The organism is Metabacillus sp. RB-C-LZQ-3-1 (assembly GCF_058315175.1).
Genome location: NZ_JBZFLI010000002.1, coordinates 325,013 through 347,981, shown reverse-complemented (window position 1 = coordinate 347,981; position 22,969 = coordinate 325,013). Strand labels below are relative to the sequence as shown.

Here is a 22,969-nt window from a genome sequence, read left to right as displayed (position 1 = left end):
CTTTGTTTCTGTCATTCTTCGTATTTTATCAAATAACCTAAGCGCTCGGTCTGGTGCGAGTATTTTGGGTTTGAAGGTATTTGGTTAACCACTTTTAAACAATAAAATGAACTTTGGTCGAGTATAATCGTTAAGATCCTGTTATAAATCTAATCTTCTAGCTAATCAATAAAGCATGGATCAACCCTATTTCTTAATGCTTTAATATAAGTATCAATTAAAATAGGCGAGCTATATATGCGAAGACCGAGGCGTTTCTTATATTTCAAACTTTAAATTCGCGTTCAATAATTCCGTCATTAAGCCTGATATTTTTGATTTTCAATTGTTACGATAAGGGGCTCTTTTGATTCATTCGCGATTTCTTTTGTATGATCAACTAGCTGTTTAATATGTTTACAGCATTGCTTTGCTCCTACCACCAAAAGAGGTACTCCAATCGGATCAAGCTTAAGTCCCCTTGAGAAAAAACCGCCCATTGTCATTGCGAATGGTACAACAGGTGATGTATTTGAAAAAATAATTCTTTCATTAAGTTGATATCGATTAACGATGATATTACTAAAGTGATAAAGTGATGGTATGACAAGTTTAGATGACCGTCTGCCAAGTGTATATACTGAATTTCCTTCATCGTCTACTCCGTGGAAAATAAATCTGCCAGCATCTTTTTTTGTCAATTTATTAAAATAAGGGACAGCAAGTATTTCATCTCTTTCAAGTATCTTATCCGGATTATCAATCTTTTTAAGGTGATAGGCTGCTGCCATGGATGTAGTATGTGTTCCACCAAAATCATGATATATAAAGATCATATGAATTCCCCTTATCGTCTGTATTTCTGGCGTTTTCTTTAAAAATAAAATCTAAACGTATGTAGTTATCTTATATGTTGTACTACTCCGTGGAAATTTAGACTTTAATTAAAAATATTTTCGCCCATTTTTCTTACTGAAATTAGATCTCTCCAATTTTGTCCAACCTTGACTTATTAGATACAACTTTTGAATTTTCAGCAACATCATCAGTATCACTATCATTTCCTATGAAAATAAAAAAACGCCTTGAACCCAATATTATCAAGAGTCAAGACGCTTCATTTGATTTGCTCTAGTGTCTCTGTTTTAAAATTTTCACGTCATTTAAATTGAAAATTTACAATTAATCAAGAGCTTCCAGTTACTTTAACAAGCACGTCTCCCCTTTTTGATCAAATGCCTGCTTAAAATCAAATGCAAAAGGTGTAGGCCCGTGTTCAATATAATAGTTATATCTCTTGGAAGCCTCCTCCCATGAGACATCATTTATCTTCTCTGTCCACCACACTACATATGAAAGGTGTTTCTCTTGATAAGGTTCCATCCATTTGCTTCTATCTCGCAACGCCTGCCTATGATGACCTGAATAGGTAAAACGATATAAAGCTTGAAGGCTTTTCCATACCGTTAATGTAAGAACAGGGTAACCTTCCCCCTTTATGGCTTCTTCAGGAAAAGAGACTCCATTATGTGAAAATGCCTCAATAAGTTGACCTGATTTAGTTGCCTGACGAAATACCTTTTCCCCTATTTCATAAAATTGACGAGAGGCAGGGTGGTCATATGGATGGTTTAACCTGCCAACAGTATAGATAGAAATTAAAGTCATAAACAGCCCTCCAACTTTAGGTTTTACCTATGTATATTCAAGTTAGATGAGATTTCATAACGTACTTTTATTAGGTAATTGTTACAAAGTATTTGCATTGTATGTAAATTTAAATTTATGAAAATGCAGCAAGAGAGAAAAACCAGCCAAAAAAGAAAATCACTCTTTGGTTGAAAAACCAGTGGGGTTTTCACTACAAAATTTAATCAGAAAGTCGCCATTTATTTATTTAATATTTTTTCTTAATGAATACTCTTGTTACTCTCTTTTACCAATTATTTAAAAATCGAAAGATTATCTCAATTCTTTATTCCATTAAAATAAAGCACGATCCTAATTCTAGATAAGCACCTTGTTTGTTTAAGTTCAATTTTTCACAATTAGATTTATTCAACGAATGTCTTATGAACATAAATAATTGTGCACACACCGTAAGCAATGATTGTAGATGGTGTAAACGATTCCTGATATGGGATATTGATAATGCCATTTAAGAGTAAGAAAAACCCGCTATTCAAAAAGAAATATCCTGTAATTTTTGCTAACCTATCTTTGTCCCTAATCCTTGCTTGATTAAAGCCTCTTAAAATCCAAGTTTGTTTTTTGATACCGACATAGTAAGCAACAACTATAAAAAGAAAAGCAACAGTTAAAGAACCAAAATCAAATTCAAAGTACATGTTGTCCTTCCCTTTATCTTATTTACGTTCACTTTTTCTTAAAGGTTTCATTAAAAATTGAGCTTTATATTCTTGATAAATAAGTTTAAGTTCAGAAAAATCGTCAGGTTAGGTGAAGATACAATATGGTAAATAAAAATCATACCTCTCGTGAAATTGGAAATAATACTTTGGAGGTGATAAATATGGATACGGAAAAATTAAAGCTTACCTCTTCTGAAATAGGTTCCTTGTGGGGGGAGTATGTTAACGGAACAGCCACAGATGTAGTAAATAGATATATGTACTCAATTATTGAGGATGAAGAAATAAAAGCCGTTTTTAATGATGCTATAAAGACATTCGAACGACAAAAGAAACAAATTAAGACTTTTATTGAGAATGAAGGATTTCCTGCACCAATTGGATTTAATGAAACCGACCTGTTTTTAGGAAAACAGAGATTGTTTACAGATGGATTCTGCCTGAATTATTTAAACATCATGACTATACATGGATTATTAGGACATAGCATATCATTAGGTATTTCTGTAAGAAAAGATTTAAGGGAGTTTTACGACACGTGCGATAACGATGCTAAAAAGTTGTATCATCAAACTATTGAATTATTGCTTGAAAAAGGACTTTTCCAAAGAGACCCGTTATATTATGCTTATGAACGTCCAGAATATATTACAAGCAAAGATTTCAAAGATGGTTATTTTGGGAAGGGTAGAACACTTTCAGCAATTGAAATTATTAGTATATCTTTAAACCTCAAAAAAAGTATTATGGCAAAAACTCTTTCCATTGCTTTCAGTCAGGTGGCACAATCGAAAGAAGTTAGAAAATTTTTAACCGATTCTCAGAAAACTGCTGATGGACAAATAAAAGCTTTCGCAAAGATAATGCAAGCAGATAACCTACCAGTTCCGAAATCTTTGGAAACAGAAGTTTGCATTTCAACTGATTCTCCATTTTCCGATAAATTATTGATGTATCATATGGGATTTTTGTTTCAAGCTGCACAAAATTATCATGGAGGTGGTCTTGCATCATCCATGAGAACAGACCTAGTGACCACTTATGAGTCAACCATTTTACAAAATCTTATGGTTACAAAAAAATGGTTTGATATTATGGTTAAAAACAAATGGTTAGAACAACCTCCACTTGCACCTAATAGATCAGAGATTGCAAAACAAAAATAACTAAAAATGCCCTTCCAACTCGGTAGGGTATTATATTTTTTAGAAAATCCTTCTTCCACTAAACTGCTTCGTTTGTTCATTAAGAAAAAAACAATTACCCTTCCTGAACAATCGTACCCGTTAGTATAAGTATTCCTTTTCACAAACTAGTACAATTATACGTGATTGTACTAGTTTCCATCCTTATTAGGTAATCAAAAGATCTATACTTCTAGTCATTAATATGGATGAATGATTTCGAATCATTCCCCTCTGTACATTAAATATATTTGATCCGAAATATAATCTGAACTATAATGAAGCCCCTTCCTGATCCACCACATGATGATGCCTACCAATGAGGGTGTTTTAATTTCAATCGCAACATATTCTGCAGGTTTATCTTCCACTCTATTCTCCCTTCTTGCTTCTATTAATTGTTCTACTCAATCCGGCCTAATTGTGGAAGAGAAACTATAAGGAAATATAAACCAACTTATTGTATGTATAACGATCTCTATATTTTCTTCATCTCGGAAAAGCTTCATCCTTAGAAACTCTTATCATGTCACTCGGAAAATATTTATGAAAATATTTTTTCACCCTCTCATGTAAGTCATGTTGATACCACTTTGATAGTCCGTGTTCTTCAAATAGATCTGGCATTCCTAACCTTTTTGATCGCTTCCCCATTGAACCATCACCAATACTTAAAGTATCGATCCATATATGGTCTACAATCCCTTCCAAAGCTTTTGGGAAATCTGGAGTAAACGGCAATACAGGGGAAATTGAAGCCTGAGTAGGTATTCCAGCATCATGCACTTCCTTTAAAGCTTTTAATCTTATTTTCACTCCGGGGGCATATGGAGAAAATATTTGTTTTATATCCTCTCTATCAGTTTCAATGGTCATTGATACTAGAACTTTACATGTTTCAGTCAACTGCTGTAACAAATCAATATCTCTTGTGATGAGTGGACTTCTTGTTTGGATTTGAAGAAGATCAGGGGGATTTTCCAGCATTTCCTCCAATATCGCCCTTGTAATTCCTGTTTTTCGTTCAATAGGTTGGTATGGGTCAGTCGCTGATGACATAAAAATATTTACTGTTTTTTCTTTTTTACGAAGTTTCATCATTTCGTTTTTGAAATTTTCTCCAGCATTGATTTTTATGTCCAACCATTCTCCCCATGGTATGTCTTTAAATCTCTGTATAGGCATTTCTCTTACATAACAATACTTGCACGAAAACGTACAACCACTATATGGATTTAAGGAGTGGGTGAACCCAACATCTAAATATCCTTTTGCTTCACTAAGAATTTTCTTTGCTAAAATTTCTTTCGTTTCAATGCCCAATGGATACTCCTCCTTTCTATATTGTTTAATAAACATAAAAGTATAAGTTGCATATCTATGATTTAGTTCCTTTTTCGACTAATATACCATACACATTTCATAAATAGTTGGTTTTCTATTGAGTCAGATGACATCATGAATTCCAATAAAAACATTAAGTCCAAATCAATTCATCATTTTCAAAAATCCACACCAAAAAGGCACACCTCATTTATATGAAATGCGCCAGATGTCTAGGATGTTGATGAATAAATTATACTCATTACTTATTTAAGTGATGCAACATTTTTACTATTTGCTAATTTATGAGCTATCAAGTAAATGACAAAATAAATAGGAATACCATACGCATGCTTCCAAAGTAACATTTTATAAAATCCTAATTGTACAGCTAATTCCTCTCCTATGAAAGCAGTAGTCACTGCAAATAATAGCGCCTTGTAAATTGGATTTATATGCGGTTTCGTTTGTATTAGTGATATTATTACAATTGGCATTAGAGATACATCCCAAGGAATAAATCCTGGCATTAAAGGGACTATTTCAAACCTGTATTCCCATAATCCAATTTGATCACCTATTGCATCTAAGGAAAGTGAGATTGTCATTACAAAATATCCTGCATAAAGTAATCTTCCCGTACTATCCTTTTTACGAAAAAAAAAGCACCACCACATCCAAGGAATTACGCCAAGCGCCAATCCTAACCACCATCTCCAGGTGAAAAGTATTTCCTCTTGCCAAACGGCATATATTTGATTGAAAGCTTTTGTATGTAAATATTGCGCTCTATCAATATTATGAAAAATGTCTTTGTCCAACCTAAATCCCTCACCATAGAGAAGTTTTGATTAGTCTTTCCTCAGCAGTAGAGAATTAGTCTAGTGAGTGTTAATATTTTCTAAAAATCGGAACAGAAAATAATTATCCAGAAGATTATTCAATATGACATTCTTCGACATTATCTAAAGAAATTTTTTATTGCGTCTAAGCGTATTTTATGATTGCAATCTTCACAAAAAAAAATTGTATTCCTATTTTTCTTGTACTGTTTATATTGAAGGGTTCCTTCGTATACTCTGTACTTTATTTTACAACTATAACAAATTACCTCATAAAAGATCATTGTATTTTCCCCCTATATGGACACACATTACTTGCTAGTTGACTTTTCGAAGATTGTCATAAGTTCTTGAATATATTCCTTAAAATCTATATGAAGCTTTCTCATTATTTCAATTGTAAACCCATCAATAGCATGCCTTACGGTTAACGCCATTACCCTTGCTGATTGTGTTGTAAACTCACGAAAAACGCCTTCTCCCATACCCCCAAAAAGAATATTTTCAATTGGAAGTAAAATCGTTTCATCATGTTCTGCTGCAAATCGAAGTTTACCATCATCTGTTCTTTTATTAGAAACGATTTCATTTACAACAAATACATGCTAACGGTTTCTATCAATGAATTTCAAATTTGATTCAAAATAAGTTCTAAGCATGTCTTTTGAAGAACTTTGAGCCTCAATTTGCGGGCGAATAAATGACTCCCAAGCCATATTATATTCAATCACTACCTGCTCAAGAAGTTCCACCTTATTTGAAAAGTGATAAGAAATAACCCCCTTACTTAATTTTGCACGTTAGCAATTTGTTCTAAAGATGCTTGGGCATATCCTACTACAGCAATTGTTTCTATTGCATATTCCACAATTTGAGCTCTACGTGCTTTTTCAATAAATATGACAACTCTTTTTGGTTATTTGTTCTTTTTTTGTTAGTAAAGTCGTTTAAAAAAACACAAGAAAAACCATTAAAATGTTAGATCTTAATCGTTAGAATCCATCGTTTCTTACGACAATCTGAGCATAATTATGCAGGTATTGTTTGTTTATAGTAATATTTATTTTTAGGTAAATACAATGATAACCAAGTTTTATATTATCTAATATATCTAATAGAATGCAAAGGTTAAAATTGCTTTAAAAGCCAATTTACTAATAAAGTGTCACATTAAAGGTCAAAATAAGACAAAAAAATGACTGGAGTGTTCCACTTGGAGCAGTTTGATACGGTAATTGTTGGATCCGGATTGGCAGGATTAACATGTGGTTTAGAATTAGTTGTCGAAGGAAAGAGAGTACTCCTTTTAGAAGCCGAGCCAGTTGTAGGCGGAAGAACATCTTCTTATAAAGATAATGGAATGCAGGTAGAGTCCGGTTTCCATCGCTATATTGGCTTTTATTCCGCTATGCCAAAAGTATTAAGGAAAGCAGGTATTAAGTTAAATGATATTTTCACATGGGAGGAAAAGATTGAAATTCGTGTGAAACATAAAGAAAAATTAGTAACAATTGGCCTTGCCCCCCTCTTCGGTCCATTGAAAACAATAAAAGGGCTATTAGGGAACAATGAAGTGGTTTCCCCACGTGATAAGCTGTCCTTAATACCTTTTTTTCTTAATGGATTTAAAGATTACCTTACAAATCCAAAGAAATTAGATACATACAATCTTCGAGAATACGCGAGAAAGTACGGAGTAAGTGAAGACGCTTTTCATTATGTACTAGTCCCGCTTAGTACTGGTCTATACTTTTTGCCACCCGAACGGTATTCTGCCTATGTTTTCTTTGGCCTCTTCGCACCTGGTATTCCTAAGTTCTATAAAATGCGTATCGGAGCCTTTCTCGGCGGAATGACAGAAGTTATGTGTCAACCTATGGCTAATGAAATTGAAAAAAGAGGAGGAATGGTAAAGACAAACCATAAAGTAAAGGAATTGCTTTTAGATGAAAACAATAAAGTAACTGGTGTAAAAGTGGAAAATGGACAGATTTTCAAAGGAAAACATACCGTAGTAGCAACAACTTTGCACTCAGCTAAACAATTATTAGATCCAAAGTTTGGAAAACATCCATGGTTTCAACCTATGTTACAACTTCCGGTGATGCCTGCTGCTACATTCCAACTTGATCTTAAAAAGCCTTCGTTACCAAAAGATATCACAACATTTGGACCCAAAACGTCTATGGCAAGTTTTTCTGAACAATCTCGAACTACATTTCGTCATGTACCAGGGAGATTATCGATTATTTTGTCTACCCCCGAAAAGTTTTTAAAAATGACACCTAAGGAGACGTTGCAAACCATACTAGAGGATGCAAGAAATTTGGGAATAGATCTTTCAGAAAATATTGTAGATTATAGACAAATTAATCACCATTACGATTTTCATTCATTAGAACCGGGATATAATTGGATGCGCCCGGAACAAAATACACCAATAGAAGGGCTTGTACTTGCCGGAGATTATACTATGCAGCCGTATTTTGCAACAATGGAAGGTGCAGTTGTATCAGGTCAAAAAGCAGCACATATTATCCTTGCGAATAAAAACCCATTAACAACTAAAGCTGAATTTTAGGTCTGACACTCGGACGGTTTTCTATAAGAATAGCGCTTTATACAGGAGTATATCTTGTAGATATAAATTAAATTTTTCCCAGTTAGAAAAATTTTAATTTTGAGTAAATATTACTCCTGTATTTTAACATTAGTAATATCTTTTTAACATTGCACGTAATGCGGTAGATCGTATTGAAGCAAAGCCATTTGTTCAAGTGAAAGAATTTATATATTTTTTATATGCTAAAGGTGTCATATTCATCGACTTTCGGAATTTTTCGATGAAATAACTTGTGCTGTTAAATCCTACTTGATAGGCAACCTCTGTGACATTAAATTCTGATTGTTGTAACAAAGTTAAACTTTTTTGAATTCGATAATCGGTTACATAATTCAAAGGTGTTTTCTTTAACATTCGTTTAAAATATCGACAGCATTCTGATCGGCTTAATTGACCAGCTCGTGCAATATCTTCTAAATGAATTTTTTCAGCATAATGTAGATGGATCCATTTTAGCATTTGCTTCATTCTTTGACTCTTTACCATTTCAGTCTGCTCGTACTCTAATTGAACACCATTTATTATTAAGTTTTTCCAAATTAACACTAAATGTAAACTGATGTCAATTTCAAAATATGGCGATTTCTGTTTAATAAGCTGATTGATTTTTTTAATAGAATCTAAAACATTTTTCGCCCAGTTCTCTGCTGGAATTAAGAAAATATAAGGTATATTAGTCGCCTGAATATAAGGATTAACAAAGTTTATATAAAGTTCCTGTGATAAAACAAAGCTTGGAGAAACATTCAAACAAATATAGACACAATCCGAATCATTCCTATCTCTTGCCATGTGCAGGCGGCCACTATTAATAAATAGCCCCTCACCTTCTCGAACAGTCATTCTTTCCTCGTTTATTTGAAAAATTGCTACTCCTTTTACTACAAGAACAAATTGAAATTCTTCATGCCAATGAAGTGGTATATAACCATGTATATTCTGATTTATCGTTGTTTCATAACATGCAATTGGTAGTACAACTGTGCGATGCTCGGTTAACTCTTTTAAACTCTGATCAACCATAAAATCTTTTATTTGCATAATACCACCTCAATATTCTTATATTTTTTCATTCTATTTAGATATTATTTCAAGTGTTTTTTCGTTATCATAAAAATATTATAACAATATGTTTATATTTTAAGGTGGAGTATCAATGATGAATAGAAGAAAAGGGATATTTCTTGTTATAGCAGGTGCAACTTTTTGGGGAATTGGCGGTACAGTTTCAAAAAAGCTTTTTCAACATGAAATCGATGTAGACTGGCTCGTAACGACCCGATTACTCATAGCTGGTTTTTTACTCTTGATGGTTCAATTTTTTGGAAAGGGTCGTTCCCAGATAATTGGTGTTTGGAAAACGAGAAGGACAGCTATTCAATTGATTATCTTCGGGCTACTCGGTATGCTTGCAGTTCAATACACATATATGGCTTCCATTAAACATGGTAATGCAGCTGTTGCAACACTATTACAATATTTAGCTCCTTTAATGATTATCGTATATTTGGTTTTACGCAAACAAGCTGCTCTAACTCGAAGAGATTTGATGTCTGTTTCGTTGGCCTTAGTTGGTTGCTTCTTCTTACTAACAAACGGCTCCATCTCTCAATTATCTGTGCCAACACTTGCAATCATATGGGGTGTTTTATCCGGAATAGCTTTAGCCTTTTATACGTTATATGCCGTTCCTTTATTGAAACAATACGATTCACTTGTCATTGTTGGCTGGGCTATGATTATTGGAGGTTTAGCATTAAGTTTTGTCCATCCACCATGGCAAATAGACTTTAAAAGCTTAACACTAGAAGTCTATTTATCCTTAGTCTTCGTTATCATTTTCGGGACTATGATTGCCTTTTGGTTTTATATCGAAAGTTTGCAAAGTCTACTGCCTAAAGAATCAAGCCTTCTGGGAAGCATAGAGCCATTAGCGGCTGTTTTAACTACCGTCTTTTGGTTAAAAGAACCCTTTGGAATTTTCCAATGGGTTGGAACAAGTTGTATCATTATAATGATTTTTTTATTAGCGTTGAGTAAAGAAACTCACTCAAAATCTAAAGAATCAAAAGTCGCTTAGGATATCTTAATTGCTGAGAAAGACTTTATTTAGGTCTATCTTTAACCCTGTTCTCAAGCCAATTGTATTATTCCAAATGAATTTCTCATACCATATTTTTATAGTCGTTTTCTTGATTTAGTCATCGAAGAGTTTAAAATTGAAGTAGAAATATCAGTTTGACAAAAATTCGGATTAGATAAAGAAGTTATTCTTCAATTTTTTGGCCCAGCGGACGTTGGGGCAGTGGAATGGTGATTCAAGAATAGAATGCCTTTACCAGCAAGTGTCATAGCTGAACAAACGGGGTCATTATTAGATAGAAATTCTGAGTAATCCATCAAGGTTCTAAAGACTAAGACCCTGAGTCCATACCTATACAGAACTCAGGGTTTTTTATGGGAAGATTCATTTCACCTTAATCCATTGTTTTTTCCAAAGCTCCTCTGACTGCAACACAATTCTATTTCGCTGCTGTTACAAGATCTTAAATTTCCTGAGCTGTCAGACTGACCTCGAGCGATCTTATAGCATCCTCAAAATGCGAGGTTTTTATAATTTAAAGACGTGTTATTAACACTTTTCGTTAGTTCCAGATATAACCAAAAACGTCTCATCCTTGTACTTTCCAGGGTTTAAGACGTTTTACTAATTAAGATTTACTTGTGTTTATACGTATTTTACACGAAGTTTAATTCTAAGAATAATAGGGAATTTCCTCCTTCTCTATCATGATAAAAATATGTTACACTATAATATCCAACTTGATTATGGTTTAATTATCCTTCTTAAAAATTCCAAACATTTAATAGTCGTACAGGATACAAGATCATCACTAATAGCGGCCTTTACTGGATAAATACGAAACGTTATCATTTAAAGAGAAAAAATACATAATCCGTGGATACACCCCGTTCACCTTGTTGTCTCAGCATCGCTGTCACATTGCCTCGATGGTATGTTCCATGATTCACTACATGATGAATGAGATCAGCAAGGATGAATTCACAACGACCATAATTTGGGTGCTCAGTAATGACGATTTGTTCTGGATCTTGCTGTTCGGCAAAAAAACCGTAAAATTCCTTTGAAAGAACATCATATAACACTTCAAGTTCATCTATCGTCACTCCTGATGCTTCTGACTTTCGGCTCTCCACTTTTTTGACTGTATCATGGAAGCTGCTACCCTTCATCGTCTCCAACCAGGTAATGTCTGTTGCATAAATGTGAATTAGAACCTCTGAAATCGATGAGAAAACACTTTTAATTGTCTTTTTAAAAACACTTTCATCAAGTTGTTTTAAGTGTTCGAACACTTGTTGGTTAGCCCAAACATGGTAATCGTACATTTTTATTGCACTGTTATTTTCCATTAGCTCACTCCTCTCATTTTTTAAAGCAAGAAAAAATTTATCAGTTTATTTTCTAATCTCTTTTCTACTTAATTCCGTTTGCTTAATAAGAAAATAAATGGTTCATACTCTACCTGTACTCCTCTTTACTTCATCACAACATGACTTTTTCTTTCTTGCCCTTAACAATGAAACCAGCAACAAAAAAGCTTCCCACACCTATTATTTTCATCATTAAATGACCTAAAATTCCCATTTGATCAATGGTTAATGAAAAAAATAAAGCTCCAAATATAATGAATTGAATCGCAAAAAACCACCGCAAACTTTTAACTCCTCCTTAGTTTGCCTTTTATAAAGATTGCATTGTATTTTCCTTTGTCGTCATCAACTTAACATTACCACAATATCCCAATTTCAGGAAGCTTTGGATAATCTAACAAAAATAATGTGTATGATTAATCAGGTTAACAAAACAATGTAATCTTCTCCAAAATACCGGAGAAAAAGTTCTTCAACTTAAAGTCCTTTTTTCATTTACTTCATCAACGAACTAGAGAATATATTATTTTTTTTCGTAAAAACTAAAAAATGCAAATTTAGGATAGATAGGAGAATGACTTGTGACCACTATTTTTGAAGCTGTAAAAGATTTTTTACAAATAAATTTGGATATTGAACCAAAAAATCCATTACATGTGGGAGAAGTTATGAGTTGCTGGCTCTATTCAGCTTTAATGGAAGAAGCAACAGTATATATTCAAATAGGACTTAATACTACAACAGATGATGATGTGATAAAAATTTTAAAAGAAAGCTTAAATCAGTGTGATACTCAAGGGAAGAGGTTTAAAGACTTTATGAAAAAGGAAGGTGTTCTTTTACCACCAACTAGCGAGCAACGTCCAGATTCTGATCCTAATGGAGTTCCATTAGGTGTTAAACTTACGGACGATGAGCTTATGAATGGTCTAAGTATTAAAACGGTTACTGCTATTACTACTTGCGCTTCTGCAGCAAGTCAAAGTATAAGAAATGATATAGGTGCTTTATTTACTCAATGTATGTTAGAGAAAATGAAATTTGGTACATCTTTAAAGGACTTAATGCGAAAAAGAGGGTGGATAAAATCCCCACCATATTATTATCCTCCAGGATTACCAAAGCAGTAGTATTCACTCTGGCACCCTGTTATTTTATTTTCTCAAATTTATGTGCTCATTTACAATAATTTAAGACAAACACTAAAAAAGGGTCTACAAGTGCAGAATGTTATAAGCTCTAACTTACATAGTTAAAATAACCCTTCAGTTTGCTGCTTAGCTATTACTTAAAAAATAAGACAGACTCACAATCCTGCTTTCACTCTAAAGAGATATTAGGGCAAAAAAACCCTACCAATCTTGGTGGGGTCAGCAACTTCTTTTATCATCATTCTATTCTTTAACCTTTAACAACTTAGATTTTCTACAAATCTAAAGAAACGGCAACTCGGATAACTCAATTTATTCTAGGTACAACAACTGCCCCTTAAGTTGATAAACCTTATTAAGGAAAGCATCCTCCACCATTCATCCGTCTCTCAATAATGTAAAATTATTTTGCAGCTCCCGTTCATTAATTGATATCCTGATTGCCAAGTCTTTAGTTCTTAGAACAAAATCTTTGACACCTATAAATTCAGATTCAGCAATCAAATAGAAATATGTTCCCTTTTTAAACCCTTTAAAATTATTCCTTAATTTATATATTTTCATGATCTTACCTTACTTACTCCCTTTTAAATCTATTGATTGAAAACTGAGAAATATCTATGTCATTCTTACCTGAAATAATCAAGTTACTCAATGCTTGTCCAACCGCACTGCTAAATTTGAATCCATGTCCAGAGAATCCTGCTGCAATGGCAACGTTGGTATACTTAGGGTGCAGATCAATAACGAATTTCTCATCGGGGGTAAGGGTATACATACAGGTTTTACCATATTTTAATTGCCCAGCATCTGGCATATATTGATTTAAAAATTGTATCAGATCACCCTCATCCTCTGCTAATTCACCAAATCCCTTTATTGATTCATCTGGATTTATTTGATCTCCACCATCATGGCGACCTATCTTCAAGCCAGAACGATCAATACTTGGAAAGCCGTAATAAAGTCCTTTTGTTGTCTCAAATGCAAAGGCAGGAAAGAGATTATGATTATAGATCGTTTCTTGAGCATTAAACCAAGCAAATGTCTTTCTCACTGGTGTAAGAGGAATATCCAAGTCCAACATTGAAAGTAGGTCCCCTGACCATGCCCCTGCAGAAACAACCAATGCATCTGAGTAAAACGTCCTTTCGTCTGTTTTGATTGTTACTCTATCATTAAGAATGGAAATTTCTCTCACCCTACTATTGGAAAGGATAGATGCTCCGTGCTGTTCAGCAAGTTCCTTGTATGCTTTGATGCTTTCCTCACATTTTAGTACACCGGACGTAGGTTCAAAACAGCCGGTAAAATTGTTGGGTAAAGTAATTCCAGACCAGTTATTTTGAATTTCATTTAAATCCATAACATGAAGGGGCAACGAATACTTTTCAGCACTTGAGATTGTGTTTTTGATAAAATCAGACTCTTCATCACCAACACTAAGTACTCCCGTTTGTATAAATAATTGCTTACCACTAGTCTTTTCTAAATCATTCCATAATTCCTGTGCTTTAAGAATGAACGGGAGATATTCCTCTCCCTCAGCATAAGCATATCGAATGATTCTCGTTTCTCCGTGATGACTCCCCTTATTATGTGGTGGGTTAAAGGAATCTAATAATAAAGTTTTTTTCCCACTTTTAGCCAAGTAATAACCTGCTGCCATTCCCATTGAACCTGCACCAATTATGATTACATCATATTTCATACATAAACCTCCAAAAATAATTCCAGCAACTCAAATTTTATTAAATTATAATTGATATTTTATCTTGTTTGAATTGTTTTTTACTAATTTGTCAAAGTCTACCTCTAAAACCTTTTTGTATTTTCACCAGAAAGATCCAATAACTATTTAGAATAATCTTCTACAAGGAATCTATTTGTTGAACATCAGTTACTACTAATCAAGATTTGGACTAGTTTTCTTTTTCGTAAGTTAGACAGCCAACAAACCAGTTAATTAGTTGAGTAACTAGTAAAAATGTCTATATTCTAATACTTAGAATACCTATAAAGTTTCAATTTTTTCCCTACAAAGATATGAATTTCCTCCTGTTTCTTGTTTGTAAATGATATTTTAACAATTTTAAATAATACCCTTTACAATACGATGATATTTTGAATTCGTATAAACATATAAAATGGGAGGATCTTTTTTATGAAATGGGTTGGGAAGTATTGTTACCTTGTAGCTCTTTTCTTTGTTTTATTCGTTTCGCTACTTTCATTTGGTTCATTGAAAGCAGTGAGCTCTTTAACGGTTAGCCAGGCTATTCAGACACAGAATAACTCTGTACAAACTGTCGAAGGGTATGTAGTAGGAAAACCAATTTCTTCATCAACAGTAGTAAAAAGTAACTTTCCAGATGATTATGCTTTAGCCCTAGCAGATAATAGTAGTGAAACTAATACATCAAACATGTTATTTGTTCAAATACCCTCACAATTTCGTTCACAGTTTGGGTTGAAAACGAATCCTGATTTAATGGGGAAAAAAATAAGGGTGACAGGTCAATTAACAGCCTATTATTCTCATCCGGGATTGAAAAACACATCACTAATGGTGGTAGTAAGCTCAAGTGATACACCAGAAGACATAACAGGTAATTATTATGAAAATGCGATCGGTAAAACTGGTACCAGGTTAAAAACGGCCTTACATAATATCATCGATGATCATACGGAAATCTCCTATTCAAATGTATGGGAAGCATTAAGGAACACGGATGAAGACCCAAATAACCATAATAATGTCATCCTCCTCTATACTGGCCGTTCCCAAAGTAAAACTTCAAATGGAACTTCAATCGACTCATGGAATCGTGAACACGTTTGGGCAAAATCACATGGAGACTTTGGAACAACAATGGGTGCAGGAACAGATCTTCACCATTTACGGCCAACCGATGTGACAGTTAATAGTTCTAGGGGCAATAAAGACTTTGATAATGGAGGGACAGCACAAAAGGAAGCTCCTGATACGTATGCTGATAGTGATTCTTGGGAACCACGTGATGAAGTAAAAGGTGACGTTGCAAGAATGATTTTTTATATGGCTGTACGCTATGAAGGGGACAATGGGGAGTTAGATTTAGAGGTAAGTGAAACAGTAAATAACGGCTATGCACCACTCCATGGAAAGCTATCGACTTTGTTACAATGGCACCAACAGGACCCTGTCGATGAGTTTGAACGAAATCGCAATGAAGTTATTTATCAGCAATATCAACATAACCGTAATCCATTTATAGACCATCCTGAATGGGTAGAGGCAATATGGTAAAAACAGATATAAGCAGTTACGATAATAATAAAAGGTCACACATTGTACTGCCCGCCAAAAGTTTGAGTGAAACCTGACTTTTGGCGGGCACTTCATATAAGTGGCCTTTTTTGTAAAATGATTGTCCTCTTTACTATTTATAAACCATATAAAACCTATTTCTTACTTTAAATGAATAACATATAGAAAATGTTTTTCTTATGGAGGTCCTCTAATGTATCAAACAGCTAGAGCTCGTTTGGTTGTGGGCTGGATCACACTATTTATTATGGGAACCGATTTGTTTGTCGTTTCTCCATTATTGCCTTTTATTTCTCATGAGTTTGGGATTTCCTCTACAATGGCAGGATGGATGGTAACAGCTTTTGCATTAACTTATGCTATTTCTGCTCCCTTTTTTGGATGGCTGTCCGATAATAAGAAAAAAGGCTTATTTATCACATGCGGCTTATTTCTTTTCACTTTTTCAAATGTAATAACTGGTTTATCTCCTTCCTATTTGTGGTTAATCATTAGTCGTGTTTTAGCCGGATTATCAGTTGCCTCAATTACTCCATTAATTTACGCAATTATTGGAGACATAGCACCTCCTAACCGTCGAGGTGTATGGCTTTCTATCGTCGTTTCAGGTCATTTAATGGCTCTATGGCTAGGAGCTCCTCTAGGAACATTATTAGAGCAGCTTGTTAATTGGCGTTCTGTATTTTTTGTAATGGCAGTTGTTGGGGCTGCTTTAGCCGTTGCAAATTACAAAACATGGAGTTCGATTCACCAAAATCATTCGGGTAGAAATCTCATGCAAGGAAATCTTTTTAGAATACTAGGCTCTATAAGTGTAACGACTATCTGGGGAATTTCAATGTATACACTTTATGTATATCTAGGAGCTGCACTTTATTTCGAAAATAAATTTTCTGAATCTGAAATCGCATTAGCTATTACTTTTTATGGGGTAGGTGCGGTTTTAGGGAGTCTAACAAGTGGGCAATTGACCAATAAATTAGGGGAAAACATTGTTTCAAAGGTAACTCTCATTTTACTTACATTAAATCTAATTGCTATTGGTACTTTCTTTTCGTCAGACAGCTGGCTTTATTTATTACTTTTTATGTGGGCATTTGTTGGATATTGTGGTTTTACATCCTACCAAGCTCGACTTTCTGCTGAATATCCGAAAGTACGGGGTATGGTGATGGCTTGGAATAATACCGCCCTTTATATTGGGATTACACTCGGTTCTTTGATTGGAGGATATGTCATCAATAATTGGGGATATTACATGCTTCCATTTGTTTGTGCAGGTTCAGCAGCAATAAGTTATATTCTTAGCACTCAAAAGGTAAAAGCATAAAAGGGATATGTTCCCCAGTTAGCGAGGATTTGTTTGATATTTGCTTTTCGGTATAGAAGGATCTTAGATACATATCAAATTATTAAAGAAGACGCTGGTGAATTGGCTAGCATCTTCTTTTTATTTTCTGTTACTTAAACAAGAAATGTCTTCAATTAAAAAGCACTTGTGGTTATAGAATTTTGCCCTGTTGTTAAATAGTAAATATTATTTTATAATCGGAATTTCCCTAATTTTTTATATGATTACCGTGATGCTTTTGGCGGTTGACACACATCACATTTACGTTGGTTATTATTTTTAAATTTCGTAAATGTTTTTTCAAAATTGCTACCACATGCACATTTAAATAATAACTTTTGAGAAAAACCATGATATTCCGTTGTCAGCAACTTACTTTCCGAATTTTTCTCAACAAATTCTTTAATTTTACTAATTGTCCATCGTTTATTCATTCAATAGCACCTCCATATTTTATCTTTAGGCGGAGGCTATTCTTGGCATCCGTTCAATTATGAGCTAAAGTCGTAATTATCCTAAGTTTTTCATTATAACATGGGCTGACACACAATTAATATCTATTCTAATAATTAATTACATTAGTTCCTCTTGACCTAAAAATATACTCACCACTATATCATCATTTTCATCTGTATTAATTTCAACTCAATTTATCCCCCAATAACATTCTCAATACAGGAACATTACTTATATTATCCTAACAGACTCATTTTTATAAAATGAATATACACTCCTTTAGGGAATTAGCATACCCATTTCATCGGGTTTTCAAAACGTTTTGACTACTAATCATTGAATATATGATTAAACCCTTTTTCCTAAGAATATAGTGAAGAGATGAATACTCTTAGGAGGGATCTTGATGCAAATCCATGTGGTACAACGGGGAGATTCGTTATGGAGGATTTCACAGCAATACGGCGTCACGATTAACCAAATAGTAGCCGCAAATCAGTTGGAGGATCCAAATAAATTAGTAGTCGGACTCGCCCTTGTCATTCCTACAGCTTATCGTACGCATACGGTAAGGTCTGGAGAGACGTTGTGGCAGATCTCCCAACGATATGGAATAACTATACAGGCGATTGTGCAGGCAAATCAGATTAGTGATCCATCCCAAATTTATCCCGGAATGATTTTAGTTATACCGGCTAGAACACATATTGTTCAACCTGGTGAAAGCCTATGGCAAATTGCCCAACGTTACAGTACTTCCGTTCAAGAAATTGTGACAACAAATCAAATTCAAAATCCTAACGTCATCTATGCTGGCACCGTTCTTACCATCCCGTTTAGAAAACCTGTAATCGACGTTAACGCTTATACAATCAATACAGGGGATGTTGGAGCAAGAGAAGTTCGGGATGTAGGAAGATATTTAACTTATTCATCTCCATTTGCTTATATTATGAAAGCAGACGGCAGTTTAGAGTCGATTAATGATACACCGATTATTCAAGCTTCCTTAACTGAGAGGGTTGCGCCGATGATGTGTATTACAAACTTTACGTATAGGGATCCCGGATCACAGCTTGCACGAACTATACTTTCAAATACTGATATTCAAGACAGACTCTTAACAAATATTTTGAACATTATGAGAGAAAAAGGATACCGAGGATTAAATGTTGATTTTGAAAATGTGTATCCAGCTGACCGCGAGTTATATAATCAATTTTTGCAGCGTACAGTTGACCGATTACATCCCGAAGGTTATTTTGTCTCATCAGCACTTGCCCCAAAAACAAGTGGTGAACAAATGGGATTATTATATGAAGCCCACGATTACCCTGCACACGGAAGAATCGTTGACTTTGTTGTATTAATGACCTATGAATGGGGCTACAGGCTTGGACCGCCCCAGGCAATTTCGCCTCTTAATCAAATTAGAAGGGTTCTTGATTATGCCGTATCCGTTATCCCTAGAAACAAAATCTTTTTTGGCTTCCAGATTTATGCACGTGACTGGCTACTTCCACATGTCCAAGGACAAGAGGCGGAAACGTTCAGTCAGCAAGAAGCAATCCGCAGGGCCGTTCAATATGGAGTTGCTATCCAGTATGACCAGGTTTCTCAGTCCCCATTTTTCCGCTACACTGATAGTCAAGGTCGCAGCCATGAAGTTTGGTTTGAAGATGCACGCAGCGCCCAAGCGAAGTTTGATACTATAAAAGAATACGGTCTACGCGGAATTAGTTATTGGGTTCTAGGATACCCTTATCCTCAAAATTGGCTCTTGCTTGAAGACAACTTTAGTATCAGAAAAATATTGTAGCATTCATAAACTATTATTAGGAAATATTTATAAAGTCTTAAACAATTTCGCTGCTGATTTTGTATTTACATACATAATGAGCAGCCTTTTTCATGCCCAAATTTGAATATACACCCTTTTCCCCTAATCCCCCCTTAAAGGTAAAACAGCTCCAATTTTGACTTCCTATCAAATTATTAATTTTCCAAAATTTTGAGGATATCACACGGAGACGGTAAGCCTTATAATGACAGAGTTATTATATTATAAGGATGTGAGATCCCAAGATGAAAAAAGTTTTCAGCTTTCTTACTATATTATTATTTTCCATTCTTTCATTTGGAAACTTTGCACATGCTGCAGCCTATACCGTGCAATCAGGAGATACTCTTTGGAAAATTGCAACAAAAAATAATATGACTGTCGAAAATCTAGTTAACCATAACAGATTGACTTCTACGTTGTTAAGCGTTGGACAAAAACTAGATATCCCCCAAGCAAGTAAGTACACCGTCGTTTGGGGTGATACCTTTTATAAAATCTCCGTTAAACTAGGTATTTCTACTGTCCAATTAAAAGCGGCAAACCCGCAAATAAAGGATCTAAATATGATTTATCCAGGTCAGGTTTTAAACATTCCAGAAAAAACTTATAACGGAATAATTTATATGGGGCCAAGCAACAAAAAAGTAATCGCTCTAACCTTTGATGATGGTCCAGAGGACGTTTATACACCACAAATTTTAAACATCCTAAGAGACAAAAATGTCAAAGCAACCTTCTTTGTTATGGGACAGCAAGTAAGAGCATATCCAGATTTGCTGAAGCAGATCCACTCAGAAGGACATGCTATTGGAAATCATACATGGAATCACCCTGATATTAGAACTTTAACAGATTCACAACTAATTCAAACTGTGCAATCCACTTCTGACGAAATTGAAAAAGTTACAGGAGTTAAAACAAACCTATTCAGACCTCCTTACGGCGCTATAAATGATAATCAGATAAATACCTTAAATGGTTTGGGGTACCGTTCCATTTCATGGACTATTGATTCCTATGATTGGAGTGGGGCTAACGCAAATGTCATTTTATCAAGGGTAAATGTGAGAGCTGTACCTGGGGGAATTGTTTTGCTTCACAACTTTAAAGATCAACGGAAATTAGATGGAATGATAGAGGCGCTTCCTATCATGATTGACAACTTGCGAGCACAAGGATATGAATTTGTTACGATACCGGAATTACTAAAATAATAAGATTAATCCAGTAACTTTTATATTTATTTTAAATTCTTTTTTAAACTATTTTGAGTGAATAGAAAATAAAGGATCGTACCTATTTGCTTCACTAATAGGTACGATCCTTATATCTTTACCGCAATTTATTAATAAAAAGTACGTGAAAGTGAGCGCGCCTTTAATTTGATAATTAATTACAGCATTTTATATATTTCAGTTTTTTGAGCAGGATTCTCGGAAGTTGTTACTCTGTTATATATTATTTTTTAAATTTCTTAGATTCTCTATATCTCCATTAACTATCACATCAATATGAGCAGAAATAATTTCAATATCTAAATCCCACCATTTAAATTCTAGCAATTCGTTAATAATTTCTTTTGAGAAACGATCTTTTAGTTTCTTTGCAGGATTTCCTCCTACGATAGTGTAAGGTTCCACATCTTGTGTAATAACCGATTTAGCTGCTATAATTGCACCGCTCCCTATTTTTATTCCAGGCATAATGACAGTATCCAATCCAAACATCATTGCCAATTATGGTATCACCTTTAAAAGGCAACTGATCTAACGTTGGCGTATATTTCTCCCAACCGAGTCCGAATATATTAAACGGGTAGGTTGAAAATCCATCCATTCTATGATTAGCGCCATTCATAATAAACGTTACACCGGGTGCTATTGCACAAAATTTCCCTATAATAAGTCTGTCCCCGAAGAACTCGTAGTGATACAACACTTGATCTTCAAAGGATTCACCATTTCTTGCATCGTAATATGAGTATTCACCCACTATAATGTTTGGTCTAGTAATTGTATTTTTAATAAATTGCACAACATGATTTCCTTCAATCGGATATTTAGCTTTAGGATTTGGCCCATGTTGCTTATTTGATTCCATAGAGATCCACTTCCTTTCAGAGTTTTATAATAAACTTAGCCGACCGATCTTATTGCATTCCTCAGCGAACCAAATGGCACCGTCTGATCCTAATACAATTCCATGTGGCTCTGCATTTTGCGTGGGGATTGAATATTCTGTAATTTCACCTTTCATTGTAATTCGACCAATTTGATTACTTCCCCATTCAGTGAACCATAAAGCACGATCAGGGCCTGTTACTATTGCGTGTGGGCGAGCATTTGCAGTAGGGATGGTATATTCACTTATTGTTCCAGAGGGAGTAATTCTGCCGATTTTATTTCCGTTCATTTCTACGAACCAGAGGGCGTTGTCAGGACCACATGTAATACCTACAGGGCCAGCATGTTTTGTAGGCAAAAGGTAATTCGTTACTTCTCCAAGCATTGTAATCCGACCAATTTGATTACTCTGATTCTCAGTAAACCAAATGGCACCATCAGGCCCGGCAACAATAAAAGAAGGATAGGAACCAGGATTCGGTAAATCATACTCAATCATTTCTCCTGACGGTAAAATTCGTCCTATTCTATTTCCGTTCATTTCCGTAAACCAAATGTCTCCATTGTGTCCTTGAGTTATTCCAAAAGGTGCTGAATCTGGGCATGGTAGAACATATTCGATGATTTCACCTGTTACTGTCAGTTTTCCAATTTGATTAGCTTTATTTTCCGTGAACCATACATCACCCTGGATTGTGGAGATTAAAGACATTACACCTGCATTGGGTGTAGGAACATCGAAATGAGTGACTTCGCCGGTAACAGTCATTCGACCAATCTGATTGGCTTTATGTTGTGTAAACCATAGCGCACCATCTTTTCCTGTGGTTATTCCATAAGGGCCTGAACCTATGTCAAGAAGTTCGTATTCTTCGATCTTTACAATCATGTAGTTCCTCCTTTTCTTTTTCGAAAATGTTTTAGTATTTCGATAGAGAATAATTGGAAGCTTTTTA

Annotated in this window: 21 protein-coding genes and 2 pseudogenes; 8 read left to right on the top strand and 15 right to left on the bottom strand. The window is 34.6% G+C overall.

Features of this window, described 5'->3' with window-relative positions:
- Nucleotides 1-299: 299 nt before the first annotated feature.
- From AC4GZ8_RS05115 to AC4GZ8_RS05105, 3 genes are all read right to left on the bottom strand, one after another.
- Nucleotides 300-815, bottom strand: a complete 516-nt coding sequence (locus AC4GZ8_RS05115; protein WP_491080720.1) for a DUF3189 family protein — start codon at nt 813-815, stop codon at nt 300-302.
- A gap of 364 nt (nt 816-1,179) precedes the next feature.
- Entirely contained in the window at nt 1,180-1,647 is a 468-nt protein-coding gene (locus tag AC4GZ8_RS05110) for a DUF3291 domain-containing protein (protein WP_491080719.1), read from the bottom strand.
- Between the two features lie 386 nt (nt 1,648-2,033).
- Nucleotides 2,034-2,327, bottom strand: a complete 294-nt coding sequence (locus AC4GZ8_RS05105; protein ID WP_491080718.1) for a DUF3784 domain-containing protein — start codon at nt 2,325-2,327, stop codon at nt 2,034-2,036.
- A 185-nt stretch (nt 2,328-2,512) separates the two neighbouring features.
- Between AC4GZ8_RS05105 and AC4GZ8_RS05100 the strand changes: the two genes are divergently transcribed.
- Complete coding sequence (locus tag AC4GZ8_RS05100) at nt 2,513-3,517, top strand: DUF3231 family protein (protein ID WP_491080717.1); 1,005 nt, start codon at nt 2,513-2,515, stop codon at nt 3,515-3,517.
- 242 nt (nt 3,518-3,759) lie between these two features.
- On the opposite strand, the pseudogene AC4GZ8_RS05095 reads toward AC4GZ8_RS05100, so the two are convergent.
- From AC4GZ8_RS05095 to AC4GZ8_RS05075, 5 genes and pseudogenes are all read right to left on the bottom strand, one after another.
- A pseudogene (locus AC4GZ8_RS05095) lies at nt 3,760-3,942 on the bottom strand (TetR-like C-terminal domain-containing protein); the annotation flags it as partial.
- Nucleotides 3,943-4,024: 82 nt separating this feature from the next.
- Nucleotides 4,025-4,858, bottom strand: a complete 834-nt coding sequence (locus AC4GZ8_RS05090) for an SPL family radical SAM protein (protein WP_491080716.1) — start codon at nt 4,856-4,858, stop codon at nt 4,025-4,027.
- Nucleotides 4,859-5,124: 266 nt separating this feature from the next.
- Complete coding sequence (locus AC4GZ8_RS05085) at nt 5,125-5,679, bottom strand: CBO0543 family protein (protein ID WP_491080715.1); 555 nt, start codon at nt 5,677-5,679, stop codon at nt 5,125-5,127.
- A 140-nt stretch (nt 5,680-5,819) separates the two neighbouring features.
- Nucleotides 5,820-5,984, bottom strand: a complete 165-nt coding sequence (locus AC4GZ8_RS05080; RefSeq protein ID WP_491080714.1) for a DUF2197 domain-containing protein — start codon at nt 5,982-5,984, stop codon at nt 5,820-5,822.
- A 27-nt stretch (nt 5,985-6,011) separates the two neighbouring features.
- Nucleotides 6,012-6,185, bottom strand: a complete 174-nt coding sequence (locus AC4GZ8_RS05075) for a hypothetical protein (protein ID WP_491080713.1) — start codon at nt 6,183-6,185, stop codon at nt 6,012-6,014.
- A gap of 728 nt (nt 6,186-6,913) precedes the next feature.
- Between AC4GZ8_RS05075 and AC4GZ8_RS05070 the strand changes: the two genes are divergently transcribed.
- Nucleotides 6,914-8,281: a hydroxysqualene dehydroxylase gene (locus AC4GZ8_RS05070; protein WP_491080712.1), complete on the top strand. Its 1,368-nt coding sequence runs from the start codon at nt 6,914-6,916 to the stop codon at nt 8,279-8,281.
- Between the two features lie 192 nt (nt 8,282-8,473).
- Here the strand turns inward: AC4GZ8_RS05070 and AC4GZ8_RS05065 are convergent, their stop codons facing one another.
- Complete coding sequence (locus AC4GZ8_RS05065) at nt 8,474-9,358, bottom strand: AraC family transcriptional regulator (protein WP_491080869.1); 885 nt, start codon at nt 9,356-9,358, stop codon at nt 8,474-8,476.
- Nucleotides 9,359-9,482: 124 nt separating this feature from the next.
- Between AC4GZ8_RS05065 and AC4GZ8_RS05060 the strand changes: the two genes are divergently transcribed.
- On the top strand, nt 9,483-10,403 hold the full coding sequence (locus AC4GZ8_RS05060; protein WP_491080711.1) for an EamA family transporter: 921 nt from the start codon (nt 9,483-9,485) through the stop codon (nt 10,401-10,403).
- A gap of 851 nt (nt 10,404-11,254) precedes the next feature.
- On the opposite strand, the gene AC4GZ8_RS05055 is transcribed toward AC4GZ8_RS05060, so the two are convergent.
- A complete protein-coding gene (locus AC4GZ8_RS05055) occupies nt 11,255-11,758 on the bottom strand; it encodes a DinB family protein (protein ID WP_491080710.1) in 504 nt (167 codons plus the stop codon).
- 133 nt (nt 11,759-11,891) lie between these two features.
- A complete protein-coding gene (locus tag AC4GZ8_RS05050) occupies nt 11,892-12,062 on the bottom strand; it encodes a hypothetical protein (protein ID WP_491080709.1) in 171 nt (56 codons plus the stop codon).
- Between the two features lie 298 nt (nt 12,063-12,360).
- Between AC4GZ8_RS05050 and AC4GZ8_RS05045 the strand changes: the two genes are divergently transcribed.
- Nucleotides 12,361-12,909 (top strand): DUF3231 family protein, encoded by a 549-nt coding sequence (locus AC4GZ8_RS05045; RefSeq protein ID WP_491080708.1) that lies wholly within the window; start codon nt 12,361-12,363, stop codon nt 12,907-12,909.
- 598 nt (nt 12,910-13,507) lie between these two features.
- On the opposite strand, the gene solA is transcribed toward AC4GZ8_RS05045, so the two are convergent.
- Nucleotides 13,508-14,641: an N-methyl-L-tryptophan oxidase gene (gene solA / locus AC4GZ8_RS05040; RefSeq protein WP_491080707.1), complete on the bottom strand. Its 1,134-nt coding sequence runs from the start codon at nt 14,639-14,641 to the stop codon at nt 13,508-13,510.
- 453 nt (nt 14,642-15,094) lie between these two features.
- Here solA and AC4GZ8_RS05035 point away from each other — a divergent pair, with 453 nt between their 5' ends.
- Both AC4GZ8_RS05035 and AC4GZ8_RS05030 read left to right on the top strand, forming a co-directional pair.
- On the top strand, nt 15,095-16,219 hold the full coding sequence (locus tag AC4GZ8_RS05035) for an endonuclease (protein ID WP_491080706.1): 1,125 nt from the start codon (nt 15,095-15,097) through the stop codon (nt 16,217-16,219).
- Nucleotides 16,220-16,433: 214 nt separating this feature from the next.
- Nucleotides 16,434-17,570 carry an MFS transporter gene (locus tag AC4GZ8_RS05030; RefSeq protein WP_491080705.1) on the top strand — a complete coding sequence of 379 codons (1,137 nt, stop codon included), beginning with the start codon at nt 16,434-16,436 and terminating at the stop codon, nt 17,568-17,570.
- Between the two features lie 245 nt (nt 17,571-17,815).
- On the opposite strand, the gene AC4GZ8_RS05025 is transcribed toward AC4GZ8_RS05030, so the two are convergent.
- Complete coding sequence (locus tag AC4GZ8_RS05025; protein WP_491080704.1) at nt 17,816-18,025, bottom strand: hypothetical protein; 210 nt, start codon at nt 18,023-18,025, stop codon at nt 17,816-17,818.
- Between the two features lie 428 nt (nt 18,026-18,453).
- Between AC4GZ8_RS05025 and AC4GZ8_RS05020 the strand changes: the two genes are divergently transcribed.
- Both AC4GZ8_RS05020 and AC4GZ8_RS05015 read left to right on the top strand, forming a co-directional pair.
- Nucleotides 18,454-19,866, top strand: coding sequence for a LysM peptidoglycan-binding domain-containing protein (locus AC4GZ8_RS05020; protein WP_491080703.1), 1,413 nt, complete (start codon nt 18,454-18,456; stop codon nt 19,864-19,866).
- Nucleotides 19,867-20,132: 266 nt separating this feature from the next.
- A complete protein-coding gene (locus AC4GZ8_RS05015; protein ID WP_491080702.1) occupies nt 20,133-21,104 on the top strand; it encodes a polysaccharide deacetylase family protein in 972 nt (323 codons plus the stop codon).
- Nucleotides 21,105-21,341: 237 nt separating this feature from the next.
- Here the strand turns inward: AC4GZ8_RS05015 and AC4GZ8_RS05010 are convergent.
- Together AC4GZ8_RS05010 and AC4GZ8_RS05005 are read right to left on the bottom strand one after the other, a co-directional pair.
- Nucleotides 21,342-21,990: pseudogene (locus tag AC4GZ8_RS05010) on the bottom strand (Vat family streptogramin A O-acetyltransferase).
- A gap of 24 nt (nt 21,991-22,014) precedes the next feature.
- On the bottom strand, nt 22,015-22,902 hold the full coding sequence (locus AC4GZ8_RS05005) for a Vgb family protein (protein ID WP_491080701.1): 888 nt from the start codon (nt 22,900-22,902) through the stop codon (nt 22,015-22,017).
- Between the last annotated feature and the right edge of the window lie 67 nt (nt 22,903-22,969).

Bases quoted from the DNA above. Each gene is read 5' to 3' on its own strand.
- AC4GZ8_RS05100 (WP_491080717.1), top strand. From the start codon at position 2,513: ATGGATACGGAAAAATTAAAGCTTACCTCTTCTGAAATAGGTTCCTTG.
- AC4GZ8_RS05105 (WP_491080718.1), bottom strand. From the start codon at position 2,327: ATGTACTTTGAATTTGATTTTGGTTCTTTAACTGTTGCTTTTCTTTTT.
- AC4GZ8_RS05035 (WP_491080706.1), top strand. From the start codon at position 15,095: ATGAAATGGGTTGGGAAGTATTGTTACCTTGTAGCTCTTTTCTTTGTT.
- AC4GZ8_RS05075 (WP_491080713.1), bottom strand. From the start codon at position 6,185: ATGGGAGAAGGCGTTTTTCGTGAGTTTACAACACAATCAGCAAGGGTA.
- AC4GZ8_RS05025 (WP_491080704.1), bottom strand. From the start codon at position 18,025: ATGAATAAACGATGGACAATTAGTAAAATTAAAGAATTTGTTGAGAAA.
- AC4GZ8_RS05060 (WP_491080711.1), top strand. From the start codon at position 9,483: ATGAATAGAAGAAAAGGGATATTTCTTGTTATAGCAGGTGCAACTTTT.
- AC4GZ8_RS05005 (WP_491080701.1), bottom strand. From the start codon at position 22,902: ATGATTGTAAAGATCGAAGAATACGAACTTCTTGACATAGGTTCAGGC.
- solA (WP_491080707.1), bottom strand. From the start codon at position 14,641: ATGAAATATGATGTAATCATAATTGGTGCAGGTTCAATGGGAATGGCA.
- AC4GZ8_RS05080 (WP_491080714.1), bottom strand. From the start codon at position 5,984: ATGATCTTTTATGAGGTAATTTGTTATAGTTGTAAAATAAAGTACAGA.
- AC4GZ8_RS05115 (WP_491080720.1), bottom strand. From the start codon at position 815: ATGATCTTTATATATCATGATTTTGGTGGAACACATACTACATCCATG.
- AC4GZ8_RS05055 (WP_491080710.1), bottom strand. From the start codon at position 11,758: ATGGAAAATAACAGTGCAATAAAAATGTACGATTACCATGTTTGGGCT.
- AC4GZ8_RS05030 (WP_491080705.1), top strand. From the start codon at position 16,434: ATGTATCAAACAGCTAGAGCTCGTTTGGTTGTGGGCTGGATCACACTA.
- AC4GZ8_RS05020 (WP_491080703.1), top strand. From the start codon at position 18,454: ATGCAAATCCATGTGGTACAACGGGGAGATTCGTTATGGAGGATTTCA.
- AC4GZ8_RS05110 (WP_491080719.1), bottom strand. From the start codon at position 1,647: ATGACTTTAATTTCTATCTATACTGTTGGCAGGTTAAACCATCCATAT.
- AC4GZ8_RS05015 (WP_491080702.1), top strand. From the start codon at position 20,133: ATGAAAAAAGTTTTCAGCTTTCTTACTATATTATTATTTTCCATTCTT.